The sequence below is a fragment of the Stenotrophomonas sp. SORGH_AS_0282 genome (assembly GCF_030818125.1).
Taxonomy (GTDB): Bacteria; Pseudomonadota; Gammaproteobacteria; order Xanthomonadales; family Xanthomonadaceae; genus Stenotrophomonas; species Stenotrophomonas rhizophila_A.
Genome location: NZ_JAUTAB010000001.1, coordinates 1,077,926 through 1,101,130 on the forward strand (window position 1 = coordinate 1,077,926; position 23,205 = coordinate 1,101,130).

Consider the following 23,205-nt stretch of genomic DNA (forward strand, 5'->3'; position numbering starts at 1 on the left):
GCGCAACGCAAGGCAGCTCCGCATGACGACTTCCCGCACCGTGATCCGTACCGCTTCCGTGCTCGCGCTCGGCCTGGCGTTGGCCGCCTGCGTGTCCACCGCGCCGCCGGTGAAGCCGCCGGTCGACACCACCACGCCGGCACAGCGCATGGCGGCCGTGGATGCCAGCGCCGGCAAGGACGACAAGGAGCTGGATGTGCAGCCGCTGCGCGATGCCGGCATCGAGGACCTGCGCGTGGTGGCCAAGGCCAAGCGCCAGGCCAACGACCTGGCCGGTGCGGCAGAAGCGCTGGACCAGGCGCTGCTGATCAACGAAGGTGATCCGTCGATCGTGCAGGAACGCGCGGAGATCGCGCTGCTGCAGGGCGACTGGGCCCGCGCCGAAACGCTGGCCCGCAAGGCGGTGGAGCTTGGCTCAAAGACCGGCCCGTTGTGCCGCCGCCACTGGGCGACCATCGAACAGGCGCGCCTGGCGCGCGGCGAGAAGGAAAACGCGGCATCGGCGCACGCCCAGCTGGAAGGCTGCACGGTGCCGGGCATCAAGCGCTATTGAAACGGTGCCGGCCAGCGGCCGGCACTACAATGACGGCATGTCCCGCCTTGCCCACGCCAGCAGTGAAGCCCTCAACGAGGGCGGCACGCTCGCCAGCCAACTTGATGCCTTCGTCGCCCGTCCGGCGCAGCTGCGCCTGACCACGGCCATCGCCGAAGCCTTCGACCAGCGCGAGGTGCTGCTGGCCGAGGCCGGCACCGGCACCGGCAAGACCTTCGCCTACCTGGTGCCGGCGCTGCTGTCGGGCCTGAAGACCATCATTTCCACCGGTACCCGCGCGCTGCAGGACCAGCTGTATCACCGCGACCTGCCGCGCGTGCGTGCCGCGCTCGGGGTGGGGCACAGCAGCGCGCTGCTCAAGGGGCGGTCCAATTACCTGTGCCGGTACCGGCTGCAGCAGGCGCGCGGTGAGCCGCGCTTCACCTCGCCGCAGGAAGTGGCGCAGTTCCAGCGCATCCTGGCCTGGTCGGGGCGGACGAAATTCGGCGACATGGCCGAACTGGAAGCGCTACCTGACGATTCGCCGCTGTACCCGATGGTCACCTCCACGGTGGACAACTGCCTGGGTACGGAGTGCCCGTTCTGGGATGACTGCTTCGTAGTGCAGGCGCGCCAGCGTGCACAGGCGGCCGACGTGGTGGTGGTCAACCACCACCTGCTGCTGGCCGACCTGGCGCTCAAACAGGAGGGCTTCGGCGAAATCCTGCCGGGCGCGCAGGCGTTCGTGATCGACGAAGCGCATCAGTTGCCGGAGCTGGCCGCCAATTTCTTCGGCGAAGGATTCGGCATGCGGCCGTGGCAGGAGCTGGCGCGCGACTGCCTGGCCGAGAGCCGCAGCGTGGCCGGTGCGCAGGCCGCGCTGCACGCGCATGCCGACGCGCTGGAGCAGACCCTGCGCGAGCTGCGCACGGCGATGGACGGCCTGCCCGCGCGCGGTACCCAGTGGCGCGCCCTGGCGGTGCCGCAGGTGCGCGATGGCTTCGATGCCGCGATGAGTGCGCTGGTCGGGCTGCGCGATGTACTGGATGGCGTGCGCGCGTCGTCGCCCGGCCTGGATGCCTGCCACGCGCGGGCGATGGAGGCGGTGTCGCGGTTGTCCCGTTGGTTGGGCGATGACGCGCCGCTGCTGGACTTCGATACCGAGCCGGAGCAGGTTCCAGCACCGGCCGAGGTGCTCTGGTATGAGCTCACCCCGCGTGGCTTCCGCTGCCAGCGCACGCCGATGGATGTGTCCGGGCCGCTGCGCGAGCACCGCCAGCGTTCGATGGCGGCGTGGATATTCACCTCGGCCACGCTGACGGTGGACGGCAGGTTCGAGCACATCGCCCAGCGGCTGGGCCTGGACGACCCGATCACGTTGCTGCAGCCCAGTCCGTTCGACTGGGCCCGGCAGGCGCTGTGCTATCTGCCGACCGACCTGCCGGATCCGGCCGCGCGTGGCTTTGGTACCGCGCTGATCCGCGCGCTGACCCCGGTGCTGGAGGCATCGGGCGGGCGCGCATTCCTGTTGTTTGCCTCGCATCGCGCATTGCGCGAAGCCGCCGAAGCGCTGCGCGACGCGCCGTGGCCGTTGTTCGTGCAGGGTGAGGCGCCGCGCGCCACGCTGCTGCAGCGCTTCCGCGAATCGGGCAACGGCGTGCTGCTGGGCTCGGCCAGCTTCCGCGAGGGCGTGGACGTGGTGGGCGATGCGTTGAGCGTGGTGGTGATCGACAAGCTGCCGTTCGCCGCCCCTGATGACCCGGTGTTCGAGGCACGGCTGGATGCAATCCGACGCGATGGCGGCAATCCGTTCCGCGACGAGCAGCTGCCGCAGGCGGTGATCGCGCTCAAGCAGGGCGTGGGGCGGCTGATCCGCAGCGAGACCGACCGGGGCGTGCTGGTGCTGTGCGACCCGCGCCTGGTCAGCCGCAGCTACGGCCGCACCTTCCTGGATTCGCTGCCGCCGTTCCGGCGCACCCGTTCGCTGGGCGATGTGCAGACCTTCTTTGCGCCACAATGGCCTGCCACTGCTGCCGACACCGGGACTGCCAGTCCCGCCGCGGTTGCCGATGCCTTTCCTACTTCCCTGTTCTGATCCCCATGAAACTGCTCGCCTTTGAAACCGCCACCGAAGCCTGCTCCGTTGCCCTGTACGTGGATGGGCAGGTGCGTGAGCGCTTCGAGATCGCCCCGCGCCGCCATGCCGAACTGAGCCTGCCCTGGGCCGAGGAACTGCTGGCCGAGGCCGGGCTGGCGCGCTCGCAGCTGGATGCGATTGCCCTGGGGCGGGGGCCCGGCGCGTTCACCGGCGTGCGGCTGGCGATTGCCATCGCACAAGGCATCGCGCTGGCGCTGGATCGCCCGTTGATCCCGGTCTCCACCCTGCAGGTGCTGGCGCTGCGCGCGCCGGCTGAAGCCACCCACGTGCTGAGCAGCATCGATGCGCGCATGGGCGAGGTCTATGCGGCGCGCCACGTGTGCGTGGATGGCCAGTGGCAGCTGCAGGGCGAGGAAGTGGTGTGTGCGCCGGAGGCCGTGGAACTGCCCGATGGCAGCCGCTGGTTCGGCGTCGGCACCGGCTTCGGCGCGGCCGAGGGCGTGCTGGCCACGCGGCTTGCCGATCAGCTGGACGGTGTCGACGCGCAGGCATTGCCGCGTGCCTCCGACCTGCTGGCGCTGGCGGTACCGATGTTCGAGCGCGGCGAGGCGATGGCCCCGGAGCTGGTTGAACCGGCTTACCTGCGCAACAACGTCGCCTTGACCCTGGTCGAACAGCAGGCCGCGCGGGCGGCAAAGCAGCGCTGATCAATCAGAGCGCCCGGAGCCGGCGTTACCGGTCGTCGCGCAGCTCGCCGCCGGGCAGGAACACCCAGGTCCGGGTGACCTGCAGGATATCCACGCCGTCATCGGTCTTGGGCAGCGGCGGGAACGGCTGGGCCAGGCGGATTACCCGCAGCGCGGTTTCATCCAGCAGCGGCGTGCCGCTGCTGCGCAGGATCCGGCTGCTTTCCACGCTGCCATCGCGGCGCACGCCCACGGTGATCACCACCTGGCCGCCCAGCCGGCGCTGGCGCGCCTCATCGGGGTAGTTGAGGTTGCCCACGCGTTCGGCGCGGTCCACCCACGCGCGCAGGTAATTGGCGTAGGCGTATTCGCGGGTGCTGGCCGACACGAACTTGCGGTTCGGGCGCTTGGCGTACTGCGCCGAACGCAGGTGCACCTCGGCGGCCAGTCGGGCCATTTCGGCATCGCGCTGTTCGCGCGCGGTCATCGCCGCGTCCGGCTGCGGATTCTCCGGCAGTGGCTGTGGCTGCGCCTCGGCGATCGGGTCGGGGCTGTTGCGGCTGGCCACCACCCGCGCCTGCGGCGGTGGCGGGCGCGCGGCATCCTGGCGCTGCTGCGGCACCGGCGACAGCCCCGCCTGCGGCTGCGGCACGATCCCGGTCTGGTTGTCACGCGGGCGCTGCGCCTTGTCGTGGTCGCCGCCGCCCTGCTGGTTGGCCTGGGCCAGGAAGTCGGCCTGCCTGGGGGTCAGCGGGGTCTGGGTCTGGCTGAAGATCACGTCCAGGGTCGGCACCAGCGCGGCGTTGTCGCTGACCGCGAAGCCCACCCCCAGGATCAGCAGCGCATGCACCAGCGCCGACAGCGCCAGGGTCGCGCCCAGGCGCTGCGATTCGCGGGCCTGCAGGGGCACCATCGGGGCGACCGCCGTACTCATTGCGCCAGGCTGGCCTCGATCGCGTCGAACAGGGTGCCGGCGATGTTCAGCCCGAACTGCGCATCCAGTTCGCGCACACAGGTGGGGCTGGTGACGTTGACCTCGGTGAGGTAATCACCGATCACGTCCAACCCCACGAAGCGCATGCCACGGCGCTTCATTTCCGGCCCAACCTGGGCGGCGATCCAGCGGTCGCGCTCGCTCAGCGGGCGGCCTTCGCCGCGACCACCGGCGGCCAGGTTGCCGCGGAACTCGTCGCCCTGCGGAATCCGCGCCAGGCAATAGTCCACCGGCTCTCCGTCGACCAGCAGGATGCGCTTGTCGCCGGCGGTGATGTCGGGGATGAATTTCTGCGCCAGGGTCAGCCTGCGCTCGCCATCGGTCAGCGTTTCCAGGATCACGTTGAGGTTGGGATCACCGGTGCCGCTGCGGAAGATCGAGCGCCCGCCCATGCCGTCCAGCGGCTTGAGCACGGCCTGGCCATGTTCCAGCACGAACGCCTTCAGGTCGGCGTGGCGGCGGCTGACCAGGGTCGGTGGGCAGCACTGCGGGAAGAGCAGGGCGGCCAGCTTCTCGTTGTAGTCGCGCAGGCCCTGCGGGTCGTTCACCACCATCGCGCCCGCTTGCTGGGCCACGCCCAGCACCTGGGTGTCGTAGATGAATTCGGCATCCACCGGCGGATCCTTGCGCATCAGCACCACCTGGCCGGGGCCGAAGGTGGTCTGGCTGAATTCGCCCAGCGTGAACCAGTCATGCTTGTCGTCGCGCACCTGCAGCGGCGCGGTACGGGCCATCGCCACCCCGTCGCGCAGCGCCAGCCCGCCGGGGCTGACGTAGTGCAGGGCATGGCCACGGCGCTGGGCTTCCAGCAGCATGGCGAAGGTGGTGTCCTTGGCGATCTTGATATGGGCGATGGCATCCATCACCACGATGACGTTCAACGGCATGGTCGCAACCTGGCGGGCAGGCGCTGATGGTAGCGGCAATGCGCCCGTATTGCCTGCCCGGAGCGGCGGAACGCAGCGTCCGGCGGTCTTCACGCTTTGCGCAGTTCCGGGCCGGGCCGGTTCGCGGGGGGCGCTCCCGGCTTGGCTTGGGAAGCACACCCTTGATGACGGCCGCGTGGTGGGATATAGATACGCTTTCGCAGCGGCGCCGGACCAAAGCAGAAGCGTCGCGCGCTCGGGGAAAGGTAATGACTGAAAACATGGCTGCGGGTGGGGAACTCGCAGGGCTCAGGGTAATGGTCATCGATGATTCGAAGACCATCCGCAGAACGGCCGAAACGCTGCTCAAGCGTGAAGGCTGCGAAGTAGTGACCGCGACCGATGGTTTCGAGGCGTTGGCGAAGATCGCCGACACACAGCCGCAGATCATCTTCGTGGACATCATGATGCCCCGTCTCGACGGGTATCAGACCTGCGCGCTGATCAAGAACAACCAGCTGTTCAAGGCCACGCCAGTGATCATGCTGTCGTCCAAGGACGGTCTGTTCGACAAGGCGCGCGGTCGCATCGTGGGCTCGGAGCAGTACCTGACCAAGCCTTTCACGCGTGAAGAACTGCTGGGTGCCATCCGCACATACGTAAACGCCTGACCAGGGGGGAAAGGCACAATGGCTCGAATCGTTCTGATCGAGGACTCACCGACCGACCGGGCGGTGTTCATCCAATGGTTGACCAAGGCCGGGCACGAAGTGCTCGAGGCCGGCAACGCCGAGGACGGGATCAAGCTCGTCCAGGAACACCAGCCGCAGCTCGTGCTGATGGACGTGGTGCTGCCGGGCATGAGCGGCTTCCAGGCGACCCGCGCGCTGAACCGCGATGAGAAGACCAAGGCCATCCCGGTGATCATCGTGAGTACCAAGGCGATGGAAACCGACAAGGCCTGGGGGCTGCGCCAGGGCGCGGCTGCCTATGTGGTCAAGCCACCGCGCGAAGAAGACCTGATCGCGCAGATCAATGAACTGCTGGTGTCCTGATGCGTTCTCCCTTCGACATCCTTGAAGCCTACGAACGGCGCAGCCTGGCCCATGCGGTGCAGCTGCCCGAGCGGCAGTTCGCCCAGGACCTGTGGCGCGGCGTCGGCTACCGGGTCGGCAAGCGCCACCTGGTCTCGGACTTCCGCGAGGTGGTCGAAATCGTGCCGATGCCGCCGATCACCCCGGTGCCTGGCGCGCAGCCGTGGCTGCTGGGCGTGGGCAACCTGCGTGGCAACCTGTTCCCGGTGGTCGACCTGAAGTACTTCATGGAAGGCGAGCGCACCGTGCAGCAGGAAGGCCAGCGGGTGCTGATCATGCGGCAGGCCGGCGGCGACGTTGCCCTGACCATCGATGAACTGTTCGGCCAGCGCAGCTTCCAGCTGGACCAGGACATCGAGAGCGGCGACCTGGCCAGCGGCCGTTACGCCCATTTCATCGACCGCGCGTTCCATGGCGACGGCCACGACTGGGGCGTGTTCTCGCTCTCGCTGTTGTCGCGTACCCCCGAATTCAGGCAGGCCGCGGCGTGAACGCTGCTGCCTGCCTCACTGCATTGAAGATCGAGGTTGAACGATGAGTACTTCTTCGGAAACCGCCAAGGCCGGCAAGCTGGGCACGGTAGGAACCAATTTCTGGCTGGGCCTGCTGGCCCTGTCGATGATCGTGTTCGGCGTCAACACCGGCGTGGCCACCTGGCAGGGCAGTCGCCTGGCCGGTGCCAGTACCGGCGCGGCCGATCTCCAGGTGCTGTCCCAGCAGCTGGCCAACCAGGGCCGTGAAGCGGTCTCGGGCAACGCCCAGGCGTTCACCGCCTTCAAGGACACCAAGGCCCGCATCGAAAGTACCGTGAGCAGCCTGCAGGGCCGCTACGGCAGCGAAGCCAACGTGTCCGGTCCGCTCAACCAGCTGACCCAGACCTGGGAGCCGCTCGGCAAGAGCGCCGCCCAGCTGGTGGCCAGCGAACCGGCGGTGCTGGCCCTGGCCGGCAACGCCAACAACTTCGTCAACGGCGTGCCTGCCCTGCAGGCCCAGCTGAACGAAGTGGTGCGCGCCATGTCGGCCAGCGGCGCCCCGGCGTCGCAGGTCTACAACGCCCTGCAGCAGGTCGTGGTGGTGGGCTCGATGGCCCGCCGGGTGACCGAAATGCGCGCCGGTGGCGGCAACGCCGCCGCCGCGGGCGACGCGCTGGCCCGCGACTCGGTGGTGTTCACCCAGGTGCTGGACGCGCTGCGCAACGGCAACGAAGAACTGGGCATCGCCCCGGTCCGCAATGCCGCCGCGCTGGCCGCGCTGGAGCAGTCGCAGAAGCAGTGGGACACCATGAAGCAGGACGCCGACGCGATCCTGGCCAGCTCGCGCCAGCTGTTCTCGGCGCAGTCCTCGGCCGCGGCGCTGACCGGCGGTTCGACCAAGATGCTCGATGACAGCAAGAAGCTGTTCGAGGCGTTCTCCTCGTTCGGTTCGGTGCGTGATACCCGCCTGTTCCCGAACTTCTGGCTGGGCGTGATCTCCGGCGCACTGTCGCTGATCGCCATCATCGGCTTCGTCAGCAGCACCGTGCGCAGCCGTTCGCGCGAACAGGAACTGCGTTACCAGACCCAGGTGGAATTCAACAGCCGCAACCAGCAGGCCATCATGCGGCTGCTGGACGAAATCAGCTCGCTGGGTGAGGGCGACCTGACCGTAAAGGCCTCGGTGACCGAGGACATGACCGGCGCCATCGCAGACGCAATCAACTACGCCGTGGACGAACTGCGCCACCTGGTGACCACCATCAACGACACGTCGGCCAAGGTCGCCGTGTCCACCCAGGAAACCCAGGCCACGGCCATGCAGCTGGCCGAAGCGGCGGGCCACCAGGCCAACCAGATCACCTCGGCATCGGACCGCATTGGCGAAATCGCGTCGAGTATTGAACAGGTGTCGCGCAACTCCGCCGAGTCGGCCGACGTGGCACAGCGCTCGGTGGTCATCGCCGCCGAAGGCGCCGGCGTGGTGCGTGAAACGATCCAGGGCATGGACCAGATCCGCGACCAGATCCAGGAAACCTCCAAGCGCATCAAGCGCCTGGGCGAGTCCTCGCAGGAAATCGGCTCGATCGTGGAACTGATCAACGACATTTCCGAGCAGACCAACATCCTGGCGTTGAACGCCGCGGTGCAGGCGGCCTCGGCCGGTGAAGCCGGCCGTGGTTTCGCCGTGGTGGCCGACGAAGTGCAGCGCCTGGCAGAACGCACCTCCGGTGCGACCCGCCGAATCGAGAACCTGGTCCAGGCCATTCAGGCCGATACCAACGAAGCGGTCAGCTCGATGGAGCAGACCACCGCCGAAGTGGTGTCCGGTGCACGCCTGGCCGAGGATGCCGGTACTGCACTGACCGAAATCGAACGCGTGTCCAACGCGCTCAACAACCTCATCAAGAACATCTCGATCGCCGCCCAGCAGCAGTCGTCGGCCGCGTCGGACATCACCCGCACCATGGGCGTGATCCGTCAGATTACCGGCCAGACCTCGCAGGGCGCGGGACAGACCGCCGAGTCGATCGGTCATTTGGCACAGCTGGCGGCCGACCTGCGCCGCTCGGTTGCCGACTTCAAGCTGCCGGCGTGAGCCGCGGGCAGGGCGGAGAGGGAAGGAATCAGCAGATGATGCATCGCGATAAAGCACAGCACGACATGCGCGCCCACCTGCCGGGAGACCTGGCATGAGCACGCTGCGCGATGCCATGAGCCACGCCGCCCTGGGCTGGGTGAAGCCGGAGCTGGACGAGACCCTGCGCCAGGTGCGCAACGAGCTCGAGTACTACGCCGAAGACCCTGCCGATGGCAGCCGCATGCGTTTCTGCGCCGGCTACCTGCACCAGGTGCAGGGCACCCTGCGCATGGTCGAGCTGTATGCCCCGGCGATGGTGGCCGAGGAGATGGAACAGCTGGCCAATGCCATCGGCGCCGGGGAAGTCCCCGACCGCGACGAAGCCTGCGCCACCCTGATGCGCGGCAGCGTGCTGCTGCCCGATTACCTGGAGCGCCTGCAGAACGGTCACCGCGACATCCCGATCGTGCTGCTGCCGCTGCTGAATGACATCCGCCTGGCGCGCGCCGCGCCGGTGATCAATGAAAGCGTGCTGTTCGCGTTCGCACCGGACAGTGCCAGCGCCACCGAGGCCGAACTGGACCACGCACGTGGCAGCCTGAGCGGACGCAACCGCGAGCTGCTCGACACCGTGGGCAATGCGGTCAAGGAAGAGCTGCTGCGCATCAAGGACGCACTGGACCTGCACCTGCGTACCGGCGGCGAGCCGGCCCAGCTGCAGACCCAGGTCAACGAACTGGGTGCGGTCGCCGACACCCTGGGCATGATGGGCCTGGGCGTGGCCCGCGGCGTGGTCGTGCAGCAGCGCGATGCGCTGCGTGGCGTGGTCGACGGGCAGCAGCAGATCGATGAGACCCTGCTGCTGGATATCGCCGGTGCGCTGCTGTACGTGGATGCCTCGCTGGACGACCAGGTCGCCCACCTCGGCGCCGGCGGCAGTGGTGAAGACGATCCGAGCGCGGCCGAAGGCCGACGTACCGTTGAAGTGCTTGCCCATGAGGCGATCGCCAACTTCTCGGCCGCGCGCGAGCATTTCGTCGCGTTCATCGAAACCAACTGGAACCACGAGCAGCTGCACGAAGTGCCTCGCCTGCTGGGCGAGGTCGCCGGCGCGCTGCGCATGCTCGACCTGTCCACGCCGGCCGATTACCTGCAGGGCGTGCGCCAGTACATCGCGGTCGAGCTGATCGGCCGCCAGCGCGTACCCAGCGGCCGCCAGCTGGACACCCTGGCCGACGCCATGGCCAGCCTGGAGTATTACCTCGAAGCCCTGCGCGAACGCCGCCAGGGTCGCGACGACATTCTCGACATTACCCGCACCAGCCTGGAAACGCTGCGTTACTGGCCACTGCCGGACGAAAATGCCGCCCCGGTCGATGCCAGCGCCGAAGCGCTGCCGGTTGCCCCGGAACACGTGGAGCTGACCGGATGGGATGCCCCCGTGCTGGCCCCGGTGGAAACGGCGGTCACGCCGGCCGCCCCGGCACCGGGCGACGTTCCTTCGCCGCCGCTGCCGGACTTCACCTTCGAGCCGCTGCCTGAAGTCGCTGCCGCCGCGCCCGTCGCGCCGGCCAGCAAGCCGGCGCCGACGCTGGTGTTCGAAGCGTCGACCGCCCCGGTCGCTGCGGACGCGCCGCAGTGGACGCTGCACAGCGAACCGGCGCGTACCGATGACGCTCCCACCTTCGCCCACTTCGATCCGGTGCTGGCGGAAGAGGCCAGCGTCGGCACGTCGTGGCAGGCCGCACCGGCAACCGACATCGCACCGATCGCCCTGGATGGCGTGGACGCGACGCCGTCCGACACCGCAGCACCGATCGCCACCGGGTTCGACCCGGTCGCCGCCGAACACGATGCACTGGAACTGAGCGACGAGCCGATCGAATTCACCTTCGACGAGCCGCTGCACAATGCCGGCGACGTGCTCTCGCTGCAGATCGACGATGCGCCGGCCACCGACTCCAGCGAGCTGGATGTACAGGCGCTGCCGGCGTTCCTGCAGGAGCAGGCCGAGCCGGTTGAAGACGAACCGGTTGAAGCGGTCGCTGTACCGGCCGAAGACCTGATCGATGCCCGCCAGGACGAGGCTCGCGAAGACGAAGCTGCCATCGAAGCAACGGGCGTGGGCTCCGTCGCTGGCGTGCAGGAAGCCGTGATCAGCAAGATCGAGCTGGACGACGAATCCGCGCGCTTCCTTGCCGAGCTGGATGCCGCCGCCGCGCAGTTCTCCACCGCGCCGGCTGTCGAGGCGCCTGCCGTGGTCGACGCGCCGGTTGCCGCTGACGAGCCGGGCACCATCGACGCCGGCTTCGAGGACGATGGCGAGAACATCGACCAGGATATCCGCGACGTCTTCATCGAAGAGTTCGACGAGGAACTGGTCAACCTGGGCAACCTGCTGCCGGTGTGGCGCATGGCCCCGGACAACATGGACCGCCTGCGTCCGATCCGCCGCGTGTTCCACACCCTGAAGGGCAGTGGCCGCCTGGTTGGCGCGCGCACCCTGGGCGAGTTCAGCTGGAAGATCGAAGGCATGCTCAACCGCGTGCTGGACGGCAGCCGCCCGGCATCGCCGGCGGTGGTGGCAATGGTCACCCAAGCCTATGAAGTGCTGCCGCAGCTCAACGCTGCGCTGCGCGATGGCAGCCGCGTGAGCGCGGACCTCCAGGCCATGCAGGGTATCGCCGACCGCGTTGCCGCGGGCGAGGAAACCTTCCATGTGCCGCTGCAGCGGCCGACTCCGGCCGCCGCGCCGGTGGAGCCGACCGACGTGGTCGTGGCCGACGTCGCGCAGGAAGCCGCCGAAATCGAGGCCGTCGAGGCGGTCGAGGAAACCGGCGGAACCCCGGCCAACATCGACGAGGTGCTGCGCGAAATCCTGGAGGCCGAAGTCGAGGCCCACCACGCCACGCTGCAGGCCTGGCTGGAAGAAGCACAGGCGGCGCCGCAACCGGTCACCGATACCCTGTTGCGCGCGGTGCACACCATGAATGGTGCGTTCGCGATGACCGACGTGCCGGAAATCACCGCTGTCACCGGTAACGCCGAGAGCTTCATCAAGCGCTCCTTGGCGGCCGATGCGGTGCCGGGCACCGAAGGCGTCGAGGCACTGGCCGCTGCCGCCGTTGCGATCCGTACCACGATGGTCGCGCTGCAGGCCGAAGCCCCGCGCATTCCGTCGCAGGCTGCGCTGGCCGAACGCCTGCAGGCGCTGGCCGAAACGCTTCCCGAAGCACGTTGGCCGGCACTGGTTGCCGACGATGGCATGGACCTGGACGGTGATGACGCCGACGAACTGGATGCCGTCGCCGATGCATCCCAGGCCGCGCACGATGTCACCGCGCATGAGCTGGCCGCGTTCTCCGCACAGTTCGATGAGCGCAATGGCTACGCCGTTGCCGACGACAGCACCGACACCGGGCTGCAGCAGGCCATCGTCGAGGCCGACGCGCTGTCGCTGGTCGACGCCGGCGAAACGGCGGACGATGCCCTGGTGGTCGATGAGCTGACGGGCAGCGACGATCTTTCGGCCTACTTCAACGCCGAGCTGGTGACCCCGTTCGACGCGCCGTCCAGCGCGCCGGTCGATACCACGCCGGAAACCGTGGACGCCCCCATCGTCGAGCACGGCCTGGAAACCGTGGAGCTGACGGGTGCGGACGATCTGTCGCGCTTCTACGAGCACACCCTGCCGGACACGGTGGAGGTTGCGGACGCAGCTGCCGCGGAACCGTCGCAGCCGCTCGACATCGTCGCCGAAGAGATCGTGGCCGAAGAGATCCAGGCCGAAGAGATCCAGGCCATCGAACTGGAGGCCGTGGAAGTCGAGGCGCTGCACGACGCGATCGAATCGGAGGCCGACGCACCGGTCACCGCCGATGACAGCGCCGGGTACAGCCTGGATGCCATCGAAGAAAACGAAGACGCTGCGGTGCTGGAAGACGTCATCCCGTCGACCCCCGCGTTCGGCGAATCGGTTGAACTGCAGCAGGCGCTGGACGATGGCCTGACCATCGTCGACGGTCCCGATGCGGAAGCGACTGTCGAAGACGCACCGGTGCTGGGCCTGGATGCCCGCCACGAAGCACTGGACGAGCGCGATGCGTTCGCCGAGGCCGAAGCAGGCCTGTCCGATGCCGAAGCATCGTCGCCGTCGGCACCGCTGTTCGAACTGGAAGACGCCCCGCTGTCCGCCGCCGTTGCGGCGGACGAAGCGGCCGCCGAAGAAGAGGAACTCGACGACTCCGGTTCGCTGGACTTCAGCGTGCTGGACCGCGAGCTGGTCGACATCTTCGTCGAGGAAGGCAAGGACCTGCTCGACCATTGCGATGGCCTGATCAGTGAACTGCGCGCCGCGCCCCAGGACCGCGAAGCGATCGCCGGGCTGCAGCGTGATCTGCACACCCTCAAGGGTGGCGCACGCATGGCCGGCATCAACGCCATCGGCGACCTGGGCCACGGCATCGAATCGCTGCTGGAGGCGGTCGCCGCCAACCGTACCGATATCGACCGAAGCGACGTCCACCTGCTGGAGCGTGGCTTCGACCGCCTGCACCAGATGCTGACCCGCACCGGTCGCCACCGCGACGTGGCCATGCCGGACGACCTGATCGCCGCGTTCGAAGCGCGCACGCTCGGCCGCGTCGAAGCAGAAGACGCGCCCGCCGCGCCTGCTGCCGCGGTCGAGGTCCCGGCGGTGGTCGATACGGCGGTTGCGTCGGCACCGTTGTCCGCACCGGTGCCGCTGGAAGCGTCCACTGACGAAGACACCCTGGCGCGTCCCCAGCAGGAGCAGGTGCGCGTGCGCGCCGACCTGCTGGACCGCCTGGTCAACCACGCCGGTGAAGTGGCGATCTACCGTTCGCGCCTGGAACAGCAGCTGGGTGCCTTCCGCGGTGCCATGGGCGAACTGGACCGCACCAATGCGCGCCTGCGCGACCAGCTGCGTCGCCTGGACCTGGAAACCGAAGCCCAGATCGTGGCCCGTTACCAGCGCGAGCAGGAACAGGTCGACCACAAGTTCGACCCGCTGGAACTGGACCGCTTCTCCACGCTGCAGCAGCTCAGCCGTGCGCTGAACGAATCCGCAGCCGACCTTGGCGGCCTGCAGGGCGTGCTGGACGATCTGTCGCGCCAGTACGACGTCCTGCTGCAGCAGCAGTCGCGGGTCAGCTCGGAACTGCAGGATGGCCTGATGCGCGCGCGCATGGTGCCGTTCGACGGCCTGGTGCCGCGCCTGCGCCGCGTGGTCCGCCAGGCCGGCCAGGACACCGGCAAGCAGGTCCACGTCACCCTGGACGGTACCCACGGCGAACTGGACCGCAACGTGCTCGACCGCATGGTCGCGCCGCTGGAACACATGCTGCGCAACTCCGTGGCCCATGGCCTGGAGACCCCGGAGCAGCGTCGCGCCGCCGGCAAGCCGGAGGAGGGCGAGATCGCCATCCGCCTGCGCCGCGAAGGCTCGGAAATCGTGCTGGAAGTGGCCGATGACGGCGCTGGGCTGAACCGCGAGGCGATCCGTCGCCGCGCCGAACAGCGCGGCCTGGTCGAGGCCGACGCCGTGCTCGGCGATGCCGAGCTGGACGCGATGATCTTCTCGCCCGGGTTCAGTACCGCCGACCAGGTCAGCCAGCTGGCAGGCCGCGGCGTGGGCATGGACGTGGTGCACAACGAAGTGCGCCAGCTCGGCGGCTCGGTGGACATCCACTCGGTGCCGGGCAAGGGCGTCACCTTCACCCTGCGCCTGCCGCAGACCCTGGCGGTCACCCAGGCGGTGTTCGTGCAGATCGGCGAGACCACCTTCGCGGTGCCGGTCGCCTCGGTCAGCGGTATCGGCCGGATCTCGCGCGAGCGCTTCGAATCGGCCAACGGTGGTTACCACTACGGCGGCGAAGAATTCGCGCTGCACGACCTGGGTACGCTGGTCGGCCAGGGCCAGGCCCGTGCCGAAGGGCAGGACCAGGTGCCGCTGCTGCTGGTGCGCGCCGGTGAACTACGTGCGGCGGTGGCGATCGACCAGGTGCTGGGCAACCGCGAAATCGTGGTCAAGCCGGTCGGCCTGCAGATCGCCTCGGTACCGGGCATCTACGGTGCCACCATCACCGGCGATGGCCGCGTGGTGGTGATCCTGGACGTCGCCCCGCTGGTGCGCCGTTACCAGGCCAACCCGCTCAAGCCGATCGCACCGGCCGCGCAGGCAACCGACCGCCAGGCCCCGTTGGTGATGGTGGTCGACGACTCGCTGACCATGCGCAAGGTCACCGGCCGCATCCTGGAGCGCCACAACTTCGAAGTGGCCGTCGCCCGCGACGGTATCGAAGCGCTGGAGCGCCTGGAAGAGCGGGTACCCGACCTGATGCTGCTGGACATTGAAATGCCGCGCATGGATGGCTATGAACTGGCCACCGCCATGCGCGCCGATCCACGCTACAAGGGCGTGCCGATCGTGATGATCACCTCGCGCAGCGGCGACAAGCACCGTCAACGCGCCTTTGAAATCGGTGTCCAGCGTTACCTGGGCAAGCCGTACCAGGAGCTGGACCTGATGCGAAACGTGTATGACCTGCTGGGGATCGCCCGTGCCCGTGAATGACCTGAACCCGCTGCCGTCGGTGGCATTGCTGGCACGGGTCGGCCCGGCGCGTGAGCGCCTGCGCGAAGCGCTGGCCCAAGCCGGTGCGACCGTGGTGCTGGAAGAGGATCCCAACAGCGTGGATCTGGAAACCCTGGGCGGCGCAGACGCCGGCGCGGTGCTGATCGCGCTGGAACCGGCCATCGAGGATGCGCTTGAACGCCTCGACCCGGTGCTGGCCTCGCCGTCGCTGACGGTCATCTTCGACGAAGCCGAACTGGCTGCGCGCCGGGAAGGCTGGGAAGCCCAGCGCTGGGCGCGCCACCTGGTGGCCAAGCTGCACGGGCACCAGGACGTGCTGCCGCCGGGCGCCGAGCAGGAAGGCCTGCTGCAGCCCGAGCCCGGCCTGCCGCAGACACCAGCCGAACTGCATGCCGACGCGCCGCTGGAATTCCATGTGCGCGAAGCCTTCGACGCCGCCGGCGACGTGCCGCCTGACGGCCTGTACCAGGCGCCGGAAGGCTACAGCGAGCCGATCTCGCTGGAGGAAGCACTGGCCGCCATGCAGGCGCCGGTCGCCGCACCGTCGGCCAGCGTGCCGCCGCCGGTCCCGGCCTCGGCCCCGCCTGTCCCGCGCGCGCCGCTGGGCGACCACAGCAGCTGGTCGCTGGTGGATGAAGACAGCGCGGTACCCGTTGCCGCGCCAGCTGCGCCGGTCAGCGCGCCAATCGAACCCAATGCGTTCGACATCGACCGCCTGTCGCTGGTCGAGCTGGAAGCTGACGCCGACCCCAGCGGCGCCGCACCCGGCGCCGTGCTGGTGCTGGCCGGCATCGGTGGCCCCGACGCGCTGCGCCGCCTGCTGGCCGCGCTGCCGGCCGGGCTGGCGGTGCCGATCCTGGTCTACATGCGCCTGGACGGGGGCCGTTACGGCAACCTGGTCAAGCAGATGGCCCGTGTGTCGGCGTTGCCGGTGGTGCTGGCCGAATCCGACCAGCCGGTGCTGGCCGGCAATGCCTACATCCTGCCCGATGACGTGGGCGTGGCCGCGCACAACCGCGGCCTGCATTTCACCGCTGACGCCAAGGGCATCCAGGTGGCCGCGTTGCCGCCGGCGCACAGCGCCGTGGTGATGCTCAGCGGCAGTGACGTGGCGCTGCTGGACGACGTGCTGTCGCTGGCCGTGGCCGGCGGCTGGGTCGCGGGCCAGACCGGTGAAGGCTGTTACGACCCGATCGCCGCCAACGCGGTGGTTGCCGCCGGCATGGCCGCCGGTGATCCGCCGCAGCTGGCCGCCGCCATCGCCGAACGCTGGGGCGTGAGCGAGTAATCGCCACGCCGTATCACTTTCAGGAAGCAGACGCATGAGCTACGCCAGCAACGACGAAATCCGTGGGGTACTGATCCAGGCCGGGAGCGAGCGCGTGCTGCTGCCCAATGCGACGGTGGCCGAAATGATGTCCAAGGTGCCGGTCACCCCGGTGGACAACGCGCCCGCGTGGCTGATCGGCGAAATCCGCTGGCAGGGCTGGGACGTGCCGCTGATGTCGTTCGCGCGCCTGTCCGGCCAGGGCGAGGACGCGGTGGTGAGCAACAACAAGGTAGTGGTGCTCAAAGCGCTGGGTGGCAACCCCAATCGCCCGTACCTTGCGCTGCTGACCCATACCTTCCCGCAGCTGATCGCGGTGCCGCGCGACGGCCTGCTGGCCGACGCCTCCGAAGAAACCCTGCCGAAAGGCGTGCACATGCGCGTGCTGCTGGGCGAACAGAGCGCGTTGCTGCCCGATCTTGACGCGCTGGAAGCGGCCCTGGATGAGGCGCTTCCGGTGAATTGACCCGGGATTCGACACCCGGAAATGCGGTAGCTCACGACCGTTGGTCGTGACGACGCGTCAGCCCAGATCTCCCAACCGCGCCTGCAAGGCCGCGATCGCGGCCAGCCCGGCGGTTTCGGTGCGCAGGATCCGCGGCCCCAGCTGCAATCCCTGGAACCCGGCTGCCGCCAGCGCCTGCCGATCGCGCGGCGACCAGCCGCCCTCCGGCCCGATCGCAATCACCACCCCACCGGGCGCGGCCTCCAGCGTCGACAAGCGGTGCTCGCCCAGCGGGTCCAGCGTCAGCTTGAGCGCTTCGGCAGGCATTCCCTTGGCCGCCTCCTGCACGCCCAGCGGCGCGGCTACCTCCGGCACCCGGGCGCGCCCGGACTGCCCACAGGCCGACACCACCACGCTGCGCCAGTGCGCCAGGCGCTTTTCCGCCCGCGCCGCGTCCAGCTTGACTTCGGTGCGCTCGGCATTGACCGGCACGATCGCCTGCACCCCCAGTTCGGTGGCCTTCTGCAGGATCAGGTCCATCTTCTCGCCGCGCGCGATGCCCTGCAGCAGGGTGATCGACAGCGTGGATTCGTTGTCCAGCGCCTGCGCGGCCTCGATCCGCACGCGGGCGTCGCGCTTGCCCGATTCCACCAGCGTGGCGCTGTAGTCGTGGCCATCGCCATTGAACAGCACGCAGCCTTCGCCCTCGCGCAGACGCATCACACGGACAAGATGATTGGCCACCTCTTCGGGCAGCGACAGGGTCTGGCCCACGGCCAGCGGAGCATCCACATAAGAACGGGTCACGCGCATGCAACAGCTTCCTCGATCGCAGCCAAGGTGGTCTGGGCCAGCAGGTCCAGGTGTTCGTCCTCCACGCAGTAGGGAGGCATCCAGTACAGCACGTTGCCCAGCGGGCGCAGCACCACGCCGCGCCGCAACGCGGCGTTGTAGGCATGCAGTCCCACCCGCGCGGCGGCGGGGAAGGGCGTGCGCTTGTCGCCGTTGCGGGTCAGCTCGAACGCGACCACCATGCCGGCCTGGCGCACATCGGCCACATGGGCGTGGTCGGTGAAGGGCGCGGCCAGGGTGCGCATGACCTCGGCGGTGCTGCGGTTGCGCGCGATCACATCCTCGCTGGCGAAGATGTCCAGCGTGGCCAGCGCGGCCGCGCAGGCCAGCGGGTTGCCCGTGTAGCTGTGCGAATGCAGGAAGGCACGCTCGCGGCTGTCGTCCAGGAACGCGTCGTACAGTGCCTGGGTAGCCAGCACCGCCGCCAGCGGCAGGAAGCCGCCGGTCAGGCCCTTGGACAGGCACAGCAGGTCGGGCATCACCCCGGCCTGTTCGCAGGCGAACAGGGTGCCGGTGCGGCCAAAGCCGGTGGCGATCTCATCGGCGATCAGGAACGCGCCATTGGCATCGCACAGTTCGCGCGCCCGCTTCAGATAGACCGGGTCGTGCATGCGCATGCCGCCAGCACACTGCAGGCGCGGCTCCAGGATCACCGCGCAGATCTCGCCCGGGTGCTGGTCGAACAGGTCGGCGAGGCGATCAGCCGCCTCATGGGCGCGCTCAGCAGCGCTCTGCCCGGGTTCGGCCAGGTAGGCGTCCGGCGAGGGCGCGAACAGTGCCTCGGTCAGCAGCGGCGCGTACACGCGGCGGTACAACGGAATATCCCCGACCGACAGCGCGCCCAGGGTTTCACCGTGGTAGCCGTTCTCCAGCGCTACGAAGCGGGTCCGGTGCTCCTCACCGCGGTTGCGGAAGTAATGGAACGCCATCTTCAACGCGACCTCGACCCCGGCCGAGCCGTTGTCGGCGTAGAACACCTTGGACAACGGCGCGCGCCCGGCCTGGCGCGGTGCGATCGCCAGCAACCGTTCGGCCAGTTCCACCGCCGGTTCGTGGCTGAAGCCGGCGAGCATCACCTGCTCCAGCTGGGTGGCCTGGCGGGCGAGGGCCGCGCCGATGCGCGGCTCGGCATGGCCGAACAGGTTGGTCCACCAGCTGCTCACCGCATCCAGGTAGCGGTGGCCGTCGTGATCGACCAGCCACGGGCCTTCACCGCGCGCAATCGGCACCAGCGGCAAGGTGTCCGGGTGCTCACGCATCTGCGTGCACGGGTGCCACAGCACGGCCAGGTCGCGTTGCCGCCACCGGTCGGCCAACGTAAGGGGGGCTGGGTCTGCTAGCATTTCGAGCTCATGGCCACGTTTTCACCTGCCTGCATTCTATCGATCTCAAAGAGCCAGTTCGCATGACCCGTCCGCTGCCCACCATCCACCAGATCACGGACGAGGAAAGCGGCCCGTTCCAGCGGCAGCACCTGGACCTGGAGTTCTCCAACGGCGAACGCCGCCGCTTCGAGCGCCTGGTCAGCCGTGGCCACGGTGCGGTGGTGGTGGTGCCGATGCTGGATGACCAGACCGTGCTGCTGGTGCGTGAATACGCGGCCGGCGTGCACCGCTACGAACTGGGGCTGGTGAAGGGCCGCATCGATGCCGGCGAAACCCCCGAACAGGCCGCCGACCGCGAGCTGAAGGAAGAAGCCGGTTACGGCGCGCGCCGCCTGGACGTGCTGCGCGCCATGACCCTGGCCCCGACCTACATGAGCCACCTGTCGCACCTGGTGGTGGCCCGCGACCTCTACCCCGAGCGCTTGGTTGGCGATGAGCCCGAAGAGCTGGAAGTGGTGCCGTGGAAAATCGCCGAGCTCGACCGGCTGATGCTGCGCGAGGACTTTTCCGAAGGGCGTTCGCTGGCGGCGTTGTTCATTGCCCGCCAGTGGCTGGAACGCGGGGAATGATCAAACTCACCACCGATCTGCGCGAAACGGTGATTGCCATTGCCCAGGACGCCGCCGCCGCCATCATGGCGGTGTATGCCACGCCGTTCGACGTGGAGATAAAGTCCGACCGCAGCCCGGTCACCGCCGCCGACCTGGCTGCCAACCAAGTGATCCTGCGCGGGCTGGGCCAGCTGACCCCGGACCTGCCGATCCTGTCCGAGGAATCGGCGCAGGTGCCGTGGGAGGTGCGCCGGCATTGGGGCGCCTACTGGCTGGTGGACCCGCTCGATGGCACCCGTGAGTTCGTGAAGCGCAACGACGAATTCAGCGTCAACATCGCCCTGATCTACCAGGGCGCGCCGGCGTTCGGCGTGGTGCTGGCGCCGGTCAGCGGGGTGGCCTGGCACGCCATGCGCGGCGAGCTGGCCTATCGCCGTGACGGCATGCATGACTCGGTGCTGCGCACCCGCACCCCGGCGATGCCGCCGCTGCAGGTGGCCGCCAGCCGCTCGCACCGCAGCCCGGAAACCCAGGCACTGCTGGATCGCATGGGGGAGATCGAGGTCGTCGCACAGGGCTCGTCGCTGAAATTCTGCCGGCTGGCGGAAGGTACGCTCGATGTGTACCCGCGGCTGGGCCCGACCGCCGAGTGGGATACCGCCGCCGGCCAGTGCGTGCTGCATGCCGCAGGCGGCGCGGTGCTGTCGGCCGCCACCGGCAAACCATTCCGCTACAACCGCCGCGAAACGCTGTTGAACGGCGATTTCATCGCGCTGGGCGACACCCGCCTGCCGTGGCGTACCTGGATTCCCGCCTGACCGGAGCACCGATGTCCGCACCCGCCGAACTGGAACGCCTGCTGGGCATCATGGCGCGCCTGCGCGATCCGCTGCGGGGTTGCCCGTGGGACCTGCAGCAGGATTTCGCCAGCATTGCCCCGTACACCATCGAAGAAGCCTACGAGGTCGCCGACGCGATCGACCGTGGCGACCTGGACGACCTCTGCGACGAACTGGGCGACCTGCTGCTGCAGGTGGTGTTCCATGCGCAGATGGCCAGCGAGCAGGGCGCGTTCGGCTTTGCCGATGTCGCCCGCGCGATCAGCGACAAGATGCAGCGCCGCCACCCGCACGTGTTCGCGCAGGTGCAGGTCGATGGGGCTGAAGACGTCAACAGCAACTGGGAATCGATCAAGCGCGCCGAGCGCGCCGCCAAGGGCGACGCCGACACGTCCGCGCTGGCCGGCATCTCGCGCGGGCTGCCCGAGTGGCAGCGGGCGGTGAAGCTGCAGGCGCGTGCGGCGCGGGTGGGCTTCGACTGGCCGGGCCCGGCGCCGGTGCTGGACAAGGTGCGTGAGGAACTGGACGAGGTAGCGGCGGAATTCGCGCGCGGTCCGGTACAGGACAACCAGGCGCGGCTGGAAGAAGAGCTGGGCGACCTGCTGTTCGTCTGCGCCAACCTGGCGCGGCACGCCAAGGTCGACGTCGGTGCCGCGCTGCGCCACGCCAACCACAAGTTCGAACGGCGCTTCCGCGCCATGGAAGCGCAGGCGGCGGCTGCGGGCGCATCGATGGCCGGGTTGGACCTGGAGGCGCAGGAGCGCCTGTGGGAACAGGCCAAGGCCGCCGAAGCCAAGCCGTGAAAACCTTGCTGCTGTTCGTGCTGACCGCCGTGGCCGAGATTGTCGGCTGCTACCTGCCGTGGTTGTGGCTGCGCCGCGATGGCAGCGCCTGGCTGCTGCTGCCGGCCGCCGCCAGCCTGGCCCTGTTCGCCTGGCTGCTGACCCTGCACCCGGCCGCCAGCGGGCGCGTCTACGCTGCGTACGGCGGGGTATACATCGGCACCGCGCTGGCGTGGCTGTGGGTGGTGGATGGCATCCGCCCCGGCCGCTGGGACCTGCTGGGCGTGGCGCTGTGCCTGGCCGGCATGGCGGTGATCATGTTCGCACCGCGCGCGGGCTAGGCGGGGCTGACCGTGGCGCACCGCCGCAGGCGTTGACGGAGCGGTTCTGGGATAATGACGACCTGCATTTTTCATCCCCCGGATTGTGGTCATGACCCAGAAGACGCTACTCAACGATACCCACCGCGCGCTCGGCGCCAAGATGGTCGATTTCGGCGGTTGGGACATGCCCATCCACTATGGTTCGCAGCTGGACGAGCACCACCTGGTCCGCGCCGATGCGGGCATGTTCGATGTGAGCCACATGACCGTGGTCGACCTGCGCGGCGCGCAGGTGCGCCCGTTCCTGCGCCGCCTGCTGGCCAACTCGGTGGACAAACTGAAGGTACCGGGCAAGGCACTGTACTCGTGCATGCTCAATGCGCAGGGCGGGGTGATCGACGACCTGATCGTCTATTACCTGGCCGACGACTTCTTCCGCATGGTGGTCAACGCCTCCACCCGTGAGAAGGACCTGGCCTGGATCCGCGAGCAGGCCGCCGCCTTCGATGTGCAGGTGACCGAGCGCGAAGACCTGGCGATCATCGCCGTGCAGGGGCCGACCGCACGCGAGCGCGTCACCGGCCTGGTGGCCGAGGCCGACCGCGCCGCGCTGCAGAAGCTGGGCCGCTTCGCCGCCGTGGACGTCACCGCTGCCAGCGGCGCACCGTTGTTCGTTGCCCGCACCGGTTACACCGGTGAGGATGGCTTCGAAATCCTGGTGGCCCAGGACCAGGTCATCGCCTTCTGGAATGCACTGGCGGCCGCCGGCGTGCGCCCGGCCGGCCTCGGCGCGCGTGACACGCTGCGCCTGGAAGCGGGCATGAACCTGTATGGCCAGGACATGGACGAAGCGATCAGCCCGCTGGAAGCGGCACTGGCCTGGACGGTGGCGCTGGACGAAGGCCGCGACTTCATCGGCCGCGACGTGCTGGAGGCGCAGAAGGCCGCCGGCGACGCGCGCCAGATGATCGGCCTGGTGATGGACGAGAAGGGCGTGCTGCGCCATGGCCAGGCGGTGACCACCGCCGGCGGCACCGGCGAGATCCTGTCGGGTACGTTCTCGCCGACGCTGGGCAAGGGCATCGCCTTCGCCCGCGTGCCGGGTGGCGAGCTCGGCCAGGTGCACGTGGACATCCGCGGCCGGCAGGTGCCGGTGCGCGTGGTGAAGTTCCCGTTCGTGCGCGAAGGCCAGGCACAGCCCGGCGTGCTGGGCGAAAGCTGAGCACCGGTTGTTTTACACTACCCCCGTTTTTTGACCCCCT

At 68.7% G+C, this 23,205-nt stretch carries 19 protein-coding genes; 15 read left to right on the forward strand and 4 right to left on the reverse strand.

The annotated features are described in order from the left end of the window. The first annotated feature begins 22 nt into the window (after positions 1–22). From QE395_RS04660 to tsaB, 3 genes are read left to right on the forward strand one after another with little or no spacing between them, the layout of a single operon-like run. Positions 23–553, forward strand: a complete 531-nt coding sequence (locus QE395_RS04660; RefSeq protein ID WP_184126766.1) for a hypothetical protein — start codon at positions 23–25, stop codon at positions 551–553. Between the two features lie 37 nt (positions 554–590). Then, positions 591–2,627 (forward strand): ATP-dependent DNA helicase, encoded by a 2,037-nt coding sequence (locus QE395_RS04665; RefSeq protein ID WP_095364373.1) that lies wholly within the window; start codon positions 591–593, stop codon positions 2,625–2,627. A gap of 5 nt (positions 2,628–2,632) precedes the next feature. After that, positions 2,633–3,337 carry a tRNA (adenosine(37)-N6)-threonylcarbamoyltransferase complex dimerization subunit type 1 TsaB gene (gene tsaB, locus QE395_RS04670; RefSeq protein WP_210130877.1) on the forward strand — a complete coding sequence of 235 codons (705 nt, stop codon included), beginning with the start codon at positions 2,633–2,635 and terminating at the stop codon, positions 3,335–3,337. Positions 3,338–3,362: 25 nt separating this feature from the next. Here the strand turns inward: tsaB and QE395_RS04675 are convergent, their stop codons facing one another. Together QE395_RS04675 and gshB are read right to left on the reverse strand one after the other, a co-directional pair. After that, a complete protein-coding gene (locus QE395_RS04675; protein WP_095364343.1) occupies positions 3,363–4,250 on the reverse strand; it encodes an energy transducer TonB in 888 nt (295 codons plus the stop codon). After that, positions 4,247–5,197, reverse strand: a complete 951-nt coding sequence (gene gshB, locus QE395_RS04680; RefSeq protein ID WP_068853722.1) for a glutathione synthase — start codon at positions 5,195–5,197, stop codon at positions 4,247–4,249. The genes QE395_RS04675 and gshB overlap by 4 nt, the downstream gene beginning before the upstream one ends. Before the next feature lie 248 nt (positions 5,198–5,445). Here gshB and pilG point away from each other — a divergent pair, with 248 nt between their 5' ends. From pilG to QE395_RS04715, 7 genes are all read left to right on the forward strand, one after another. Then, complete coding sequence (pilG, locus tag QE395_RS04685) at positions 5,446–5,847, forward strand: twitching motility response regulator PilG (protein WP_068853721.1); 402 nt, start codon at positions 5,446–5,448, stop codon at positions 5,845–5,847. A gap of 18 nt (positions 5,848–5,865) precedes the next feature. Next, positions 5,866–6,231 (forward strand): response regulator, encoded by a 366-nt coding sequence (locus QE395_RS04690; protein WP_068853720.1) that lies wholly within the window; start codon positions 5,866–5,868, stop codon positions 6,229–6,231. Then, positions 6,231–6,761: a chemotaxis protein CheW gene (locus tag QE395_RS04695; protein WP_068853719.1), complete on the forward strand. Its 531-nt coding sequence runs from the start codon at positions 6,231–6,233 to the stop codon at positions 6,759–6,761. The genes QE395_RS04690 and QE395_RS04695 overlap by 1 nt, the downstream gene beginning before the upstream one ends. 43 nt (positions 6,762–6,804) lie before the next feature. After that, the gene (locus tag QE395_RS04700; protein ID WP_068853718.1) at positions 6,805–8,841 is read left to right on the forward strand and encodes a methyl-accepting chemotaxis protein; all 2,037 of its coding nucleotides are present in this window, start codon (positions 6,805–6,807) and stop codon (positions 8,839–8,841) included. A gap of 94 nt (positions 8,842–8,935) precedes the next feature. Beyond that, positions 8,936–15,418 carry an Hpt domain-containing protein gene (locus QE395_RS04705; RefSeq protein ID WP_306987696.1) on the forward strand — a complete coding sequence of 2,161 codons (6,483 nt, stop codon included), beginning with the start codon at positions 8,936–8,938 and terminating at the stop codon, positions 15,416–15,418. Further along, positions 15,384–16,727, forward strand: a complete 1,344-nt coding sequence (locus QE395_RS04710) for a chemotaxis protein CheB (RefSeq protein ID WP_306987698.1) — start codon at positions 15,384–15,386, stop codon at positions 16,725–16,727. The genes QE395_RS04705 and QE395_RS04710 overlap by 35 nt, the downstream gene beginning before the upstream one ends. Positions 16,728–16,761: 34 nt before the next feature. Continuing rightward, complete coding sequence (locus QE395_RS04715) at positions 16,762–17,232, forward strand: chemotaxis protein CheW (protein ID WP_068853715.1); 471 nt, start codon at positions 16,762–16,764, stop codon at positions 17,230–17,232. 57 nt (positions 17,233–17,289) lie between these two features. Here QE395_RS04715 and QE395_RS04720 read toward each other — a convergent pair whose 3' ends face one another. Both QE395_RS04720 and bioA read right to left on the reverse strand, forming a co-directional pair. Next, complete coding sequence (locus QE395_RS04720) at positions 17,290–18,024, reverse strand: 16S rRNA (uracil(1498)-N(3))-methyltransferase (RefSeq protein ID WP_306987701.1); 735 nt, start codon at positions 18,022–18,024, stop codon at positions 17,290–17,292. Continuing rightward, a complete protein-coding gene (gene bioA, locus QE395_RS04725; RefSeq protein ID WP_306987703.1) occupies positions 18,015–19,406 on the reverse strand; it encodes an adenosylmethionine--8-amino-7-oxononanoate transaminase in 1,392 nt (463 codons plus the stop codon). Before bioA ends, QE395_RS04720 begins: the two co-directional genes overlap by 10 nt. A 62-nt stretch (positions 19,407–19,468) precedes the next feature. Between bioA and nudE the strand changes: the two genes are divergently transcribed. The 5 genes from nudE (at position 19,469) to gcvT (ending at position 23,165) form a co-directional block, all read left to right on the forward strand. Next, complete coding sequence (gene nudE / locus QE395_RS04730) at positions 19,469–20,017, forward strand: ADP compounds hydrolase NudE (RefSeq protein WP_068853712.1); 549 nt, start codon at positions 19,469–19,471, stop codon at positions 20,015–20,017. Then, positions 20,014–20,817, forward strand: coding sequence for a 3'(2'),5'-bisphosphate nucleotidase CysQ (gene cysQ / locus QE395_RS04735; RefSeq protein ID WP_095364337.1), 804 nt, complete (start codon positions 20,014–20,016; stop codon positions 20,815–20,817). The genes nudE and cysQ overlap by 4 nt, the downstream gene beginning before the upstream one ends. Positions 20,818–20,828: 11 nt before the next feature. Beyond that, complete coding sequence (mazG, locus tag QE395_RS04740; protein ID WP_306987706.1) at positions 20,829–21,641, forward strand: nucleoside triphosphate pyrophosphohydrolase; 813 nt, start codon at positions 20,829–20,831, stop codon at positions 21,639–21,641. After that, the gene (locus QE395_RS04745; RefSeq protein ID WP_068853710.1) at positions 21,638–21,961 is read left to right on the forward strand and encodes a YnfA family protein; all 324 of its coding nucleotides are present in this window, start codon (positions 21,638–21,640) and stop codon (positions 21,959–21,961) included. Before mazG ends, QE395_RS04745 begins: the two co-directional genes overlap by 4 nt. Before the next feature lie 91 nt (positions 21,962–22,052). Beyond that, positions 22,053–23,165, forward strand: a complete 1,113-nt coding sequence (gene gcvT, locus QE395_RS04750) for a glycine cleavage system aminomethyltransferase GcvT (protein ID WP_068853709.1) — start codon at positions 22,053–22,055, stop codon at positions 23,163–23,165. Positions 23,166–23,205: the final 40 nt, after the last annotated feature.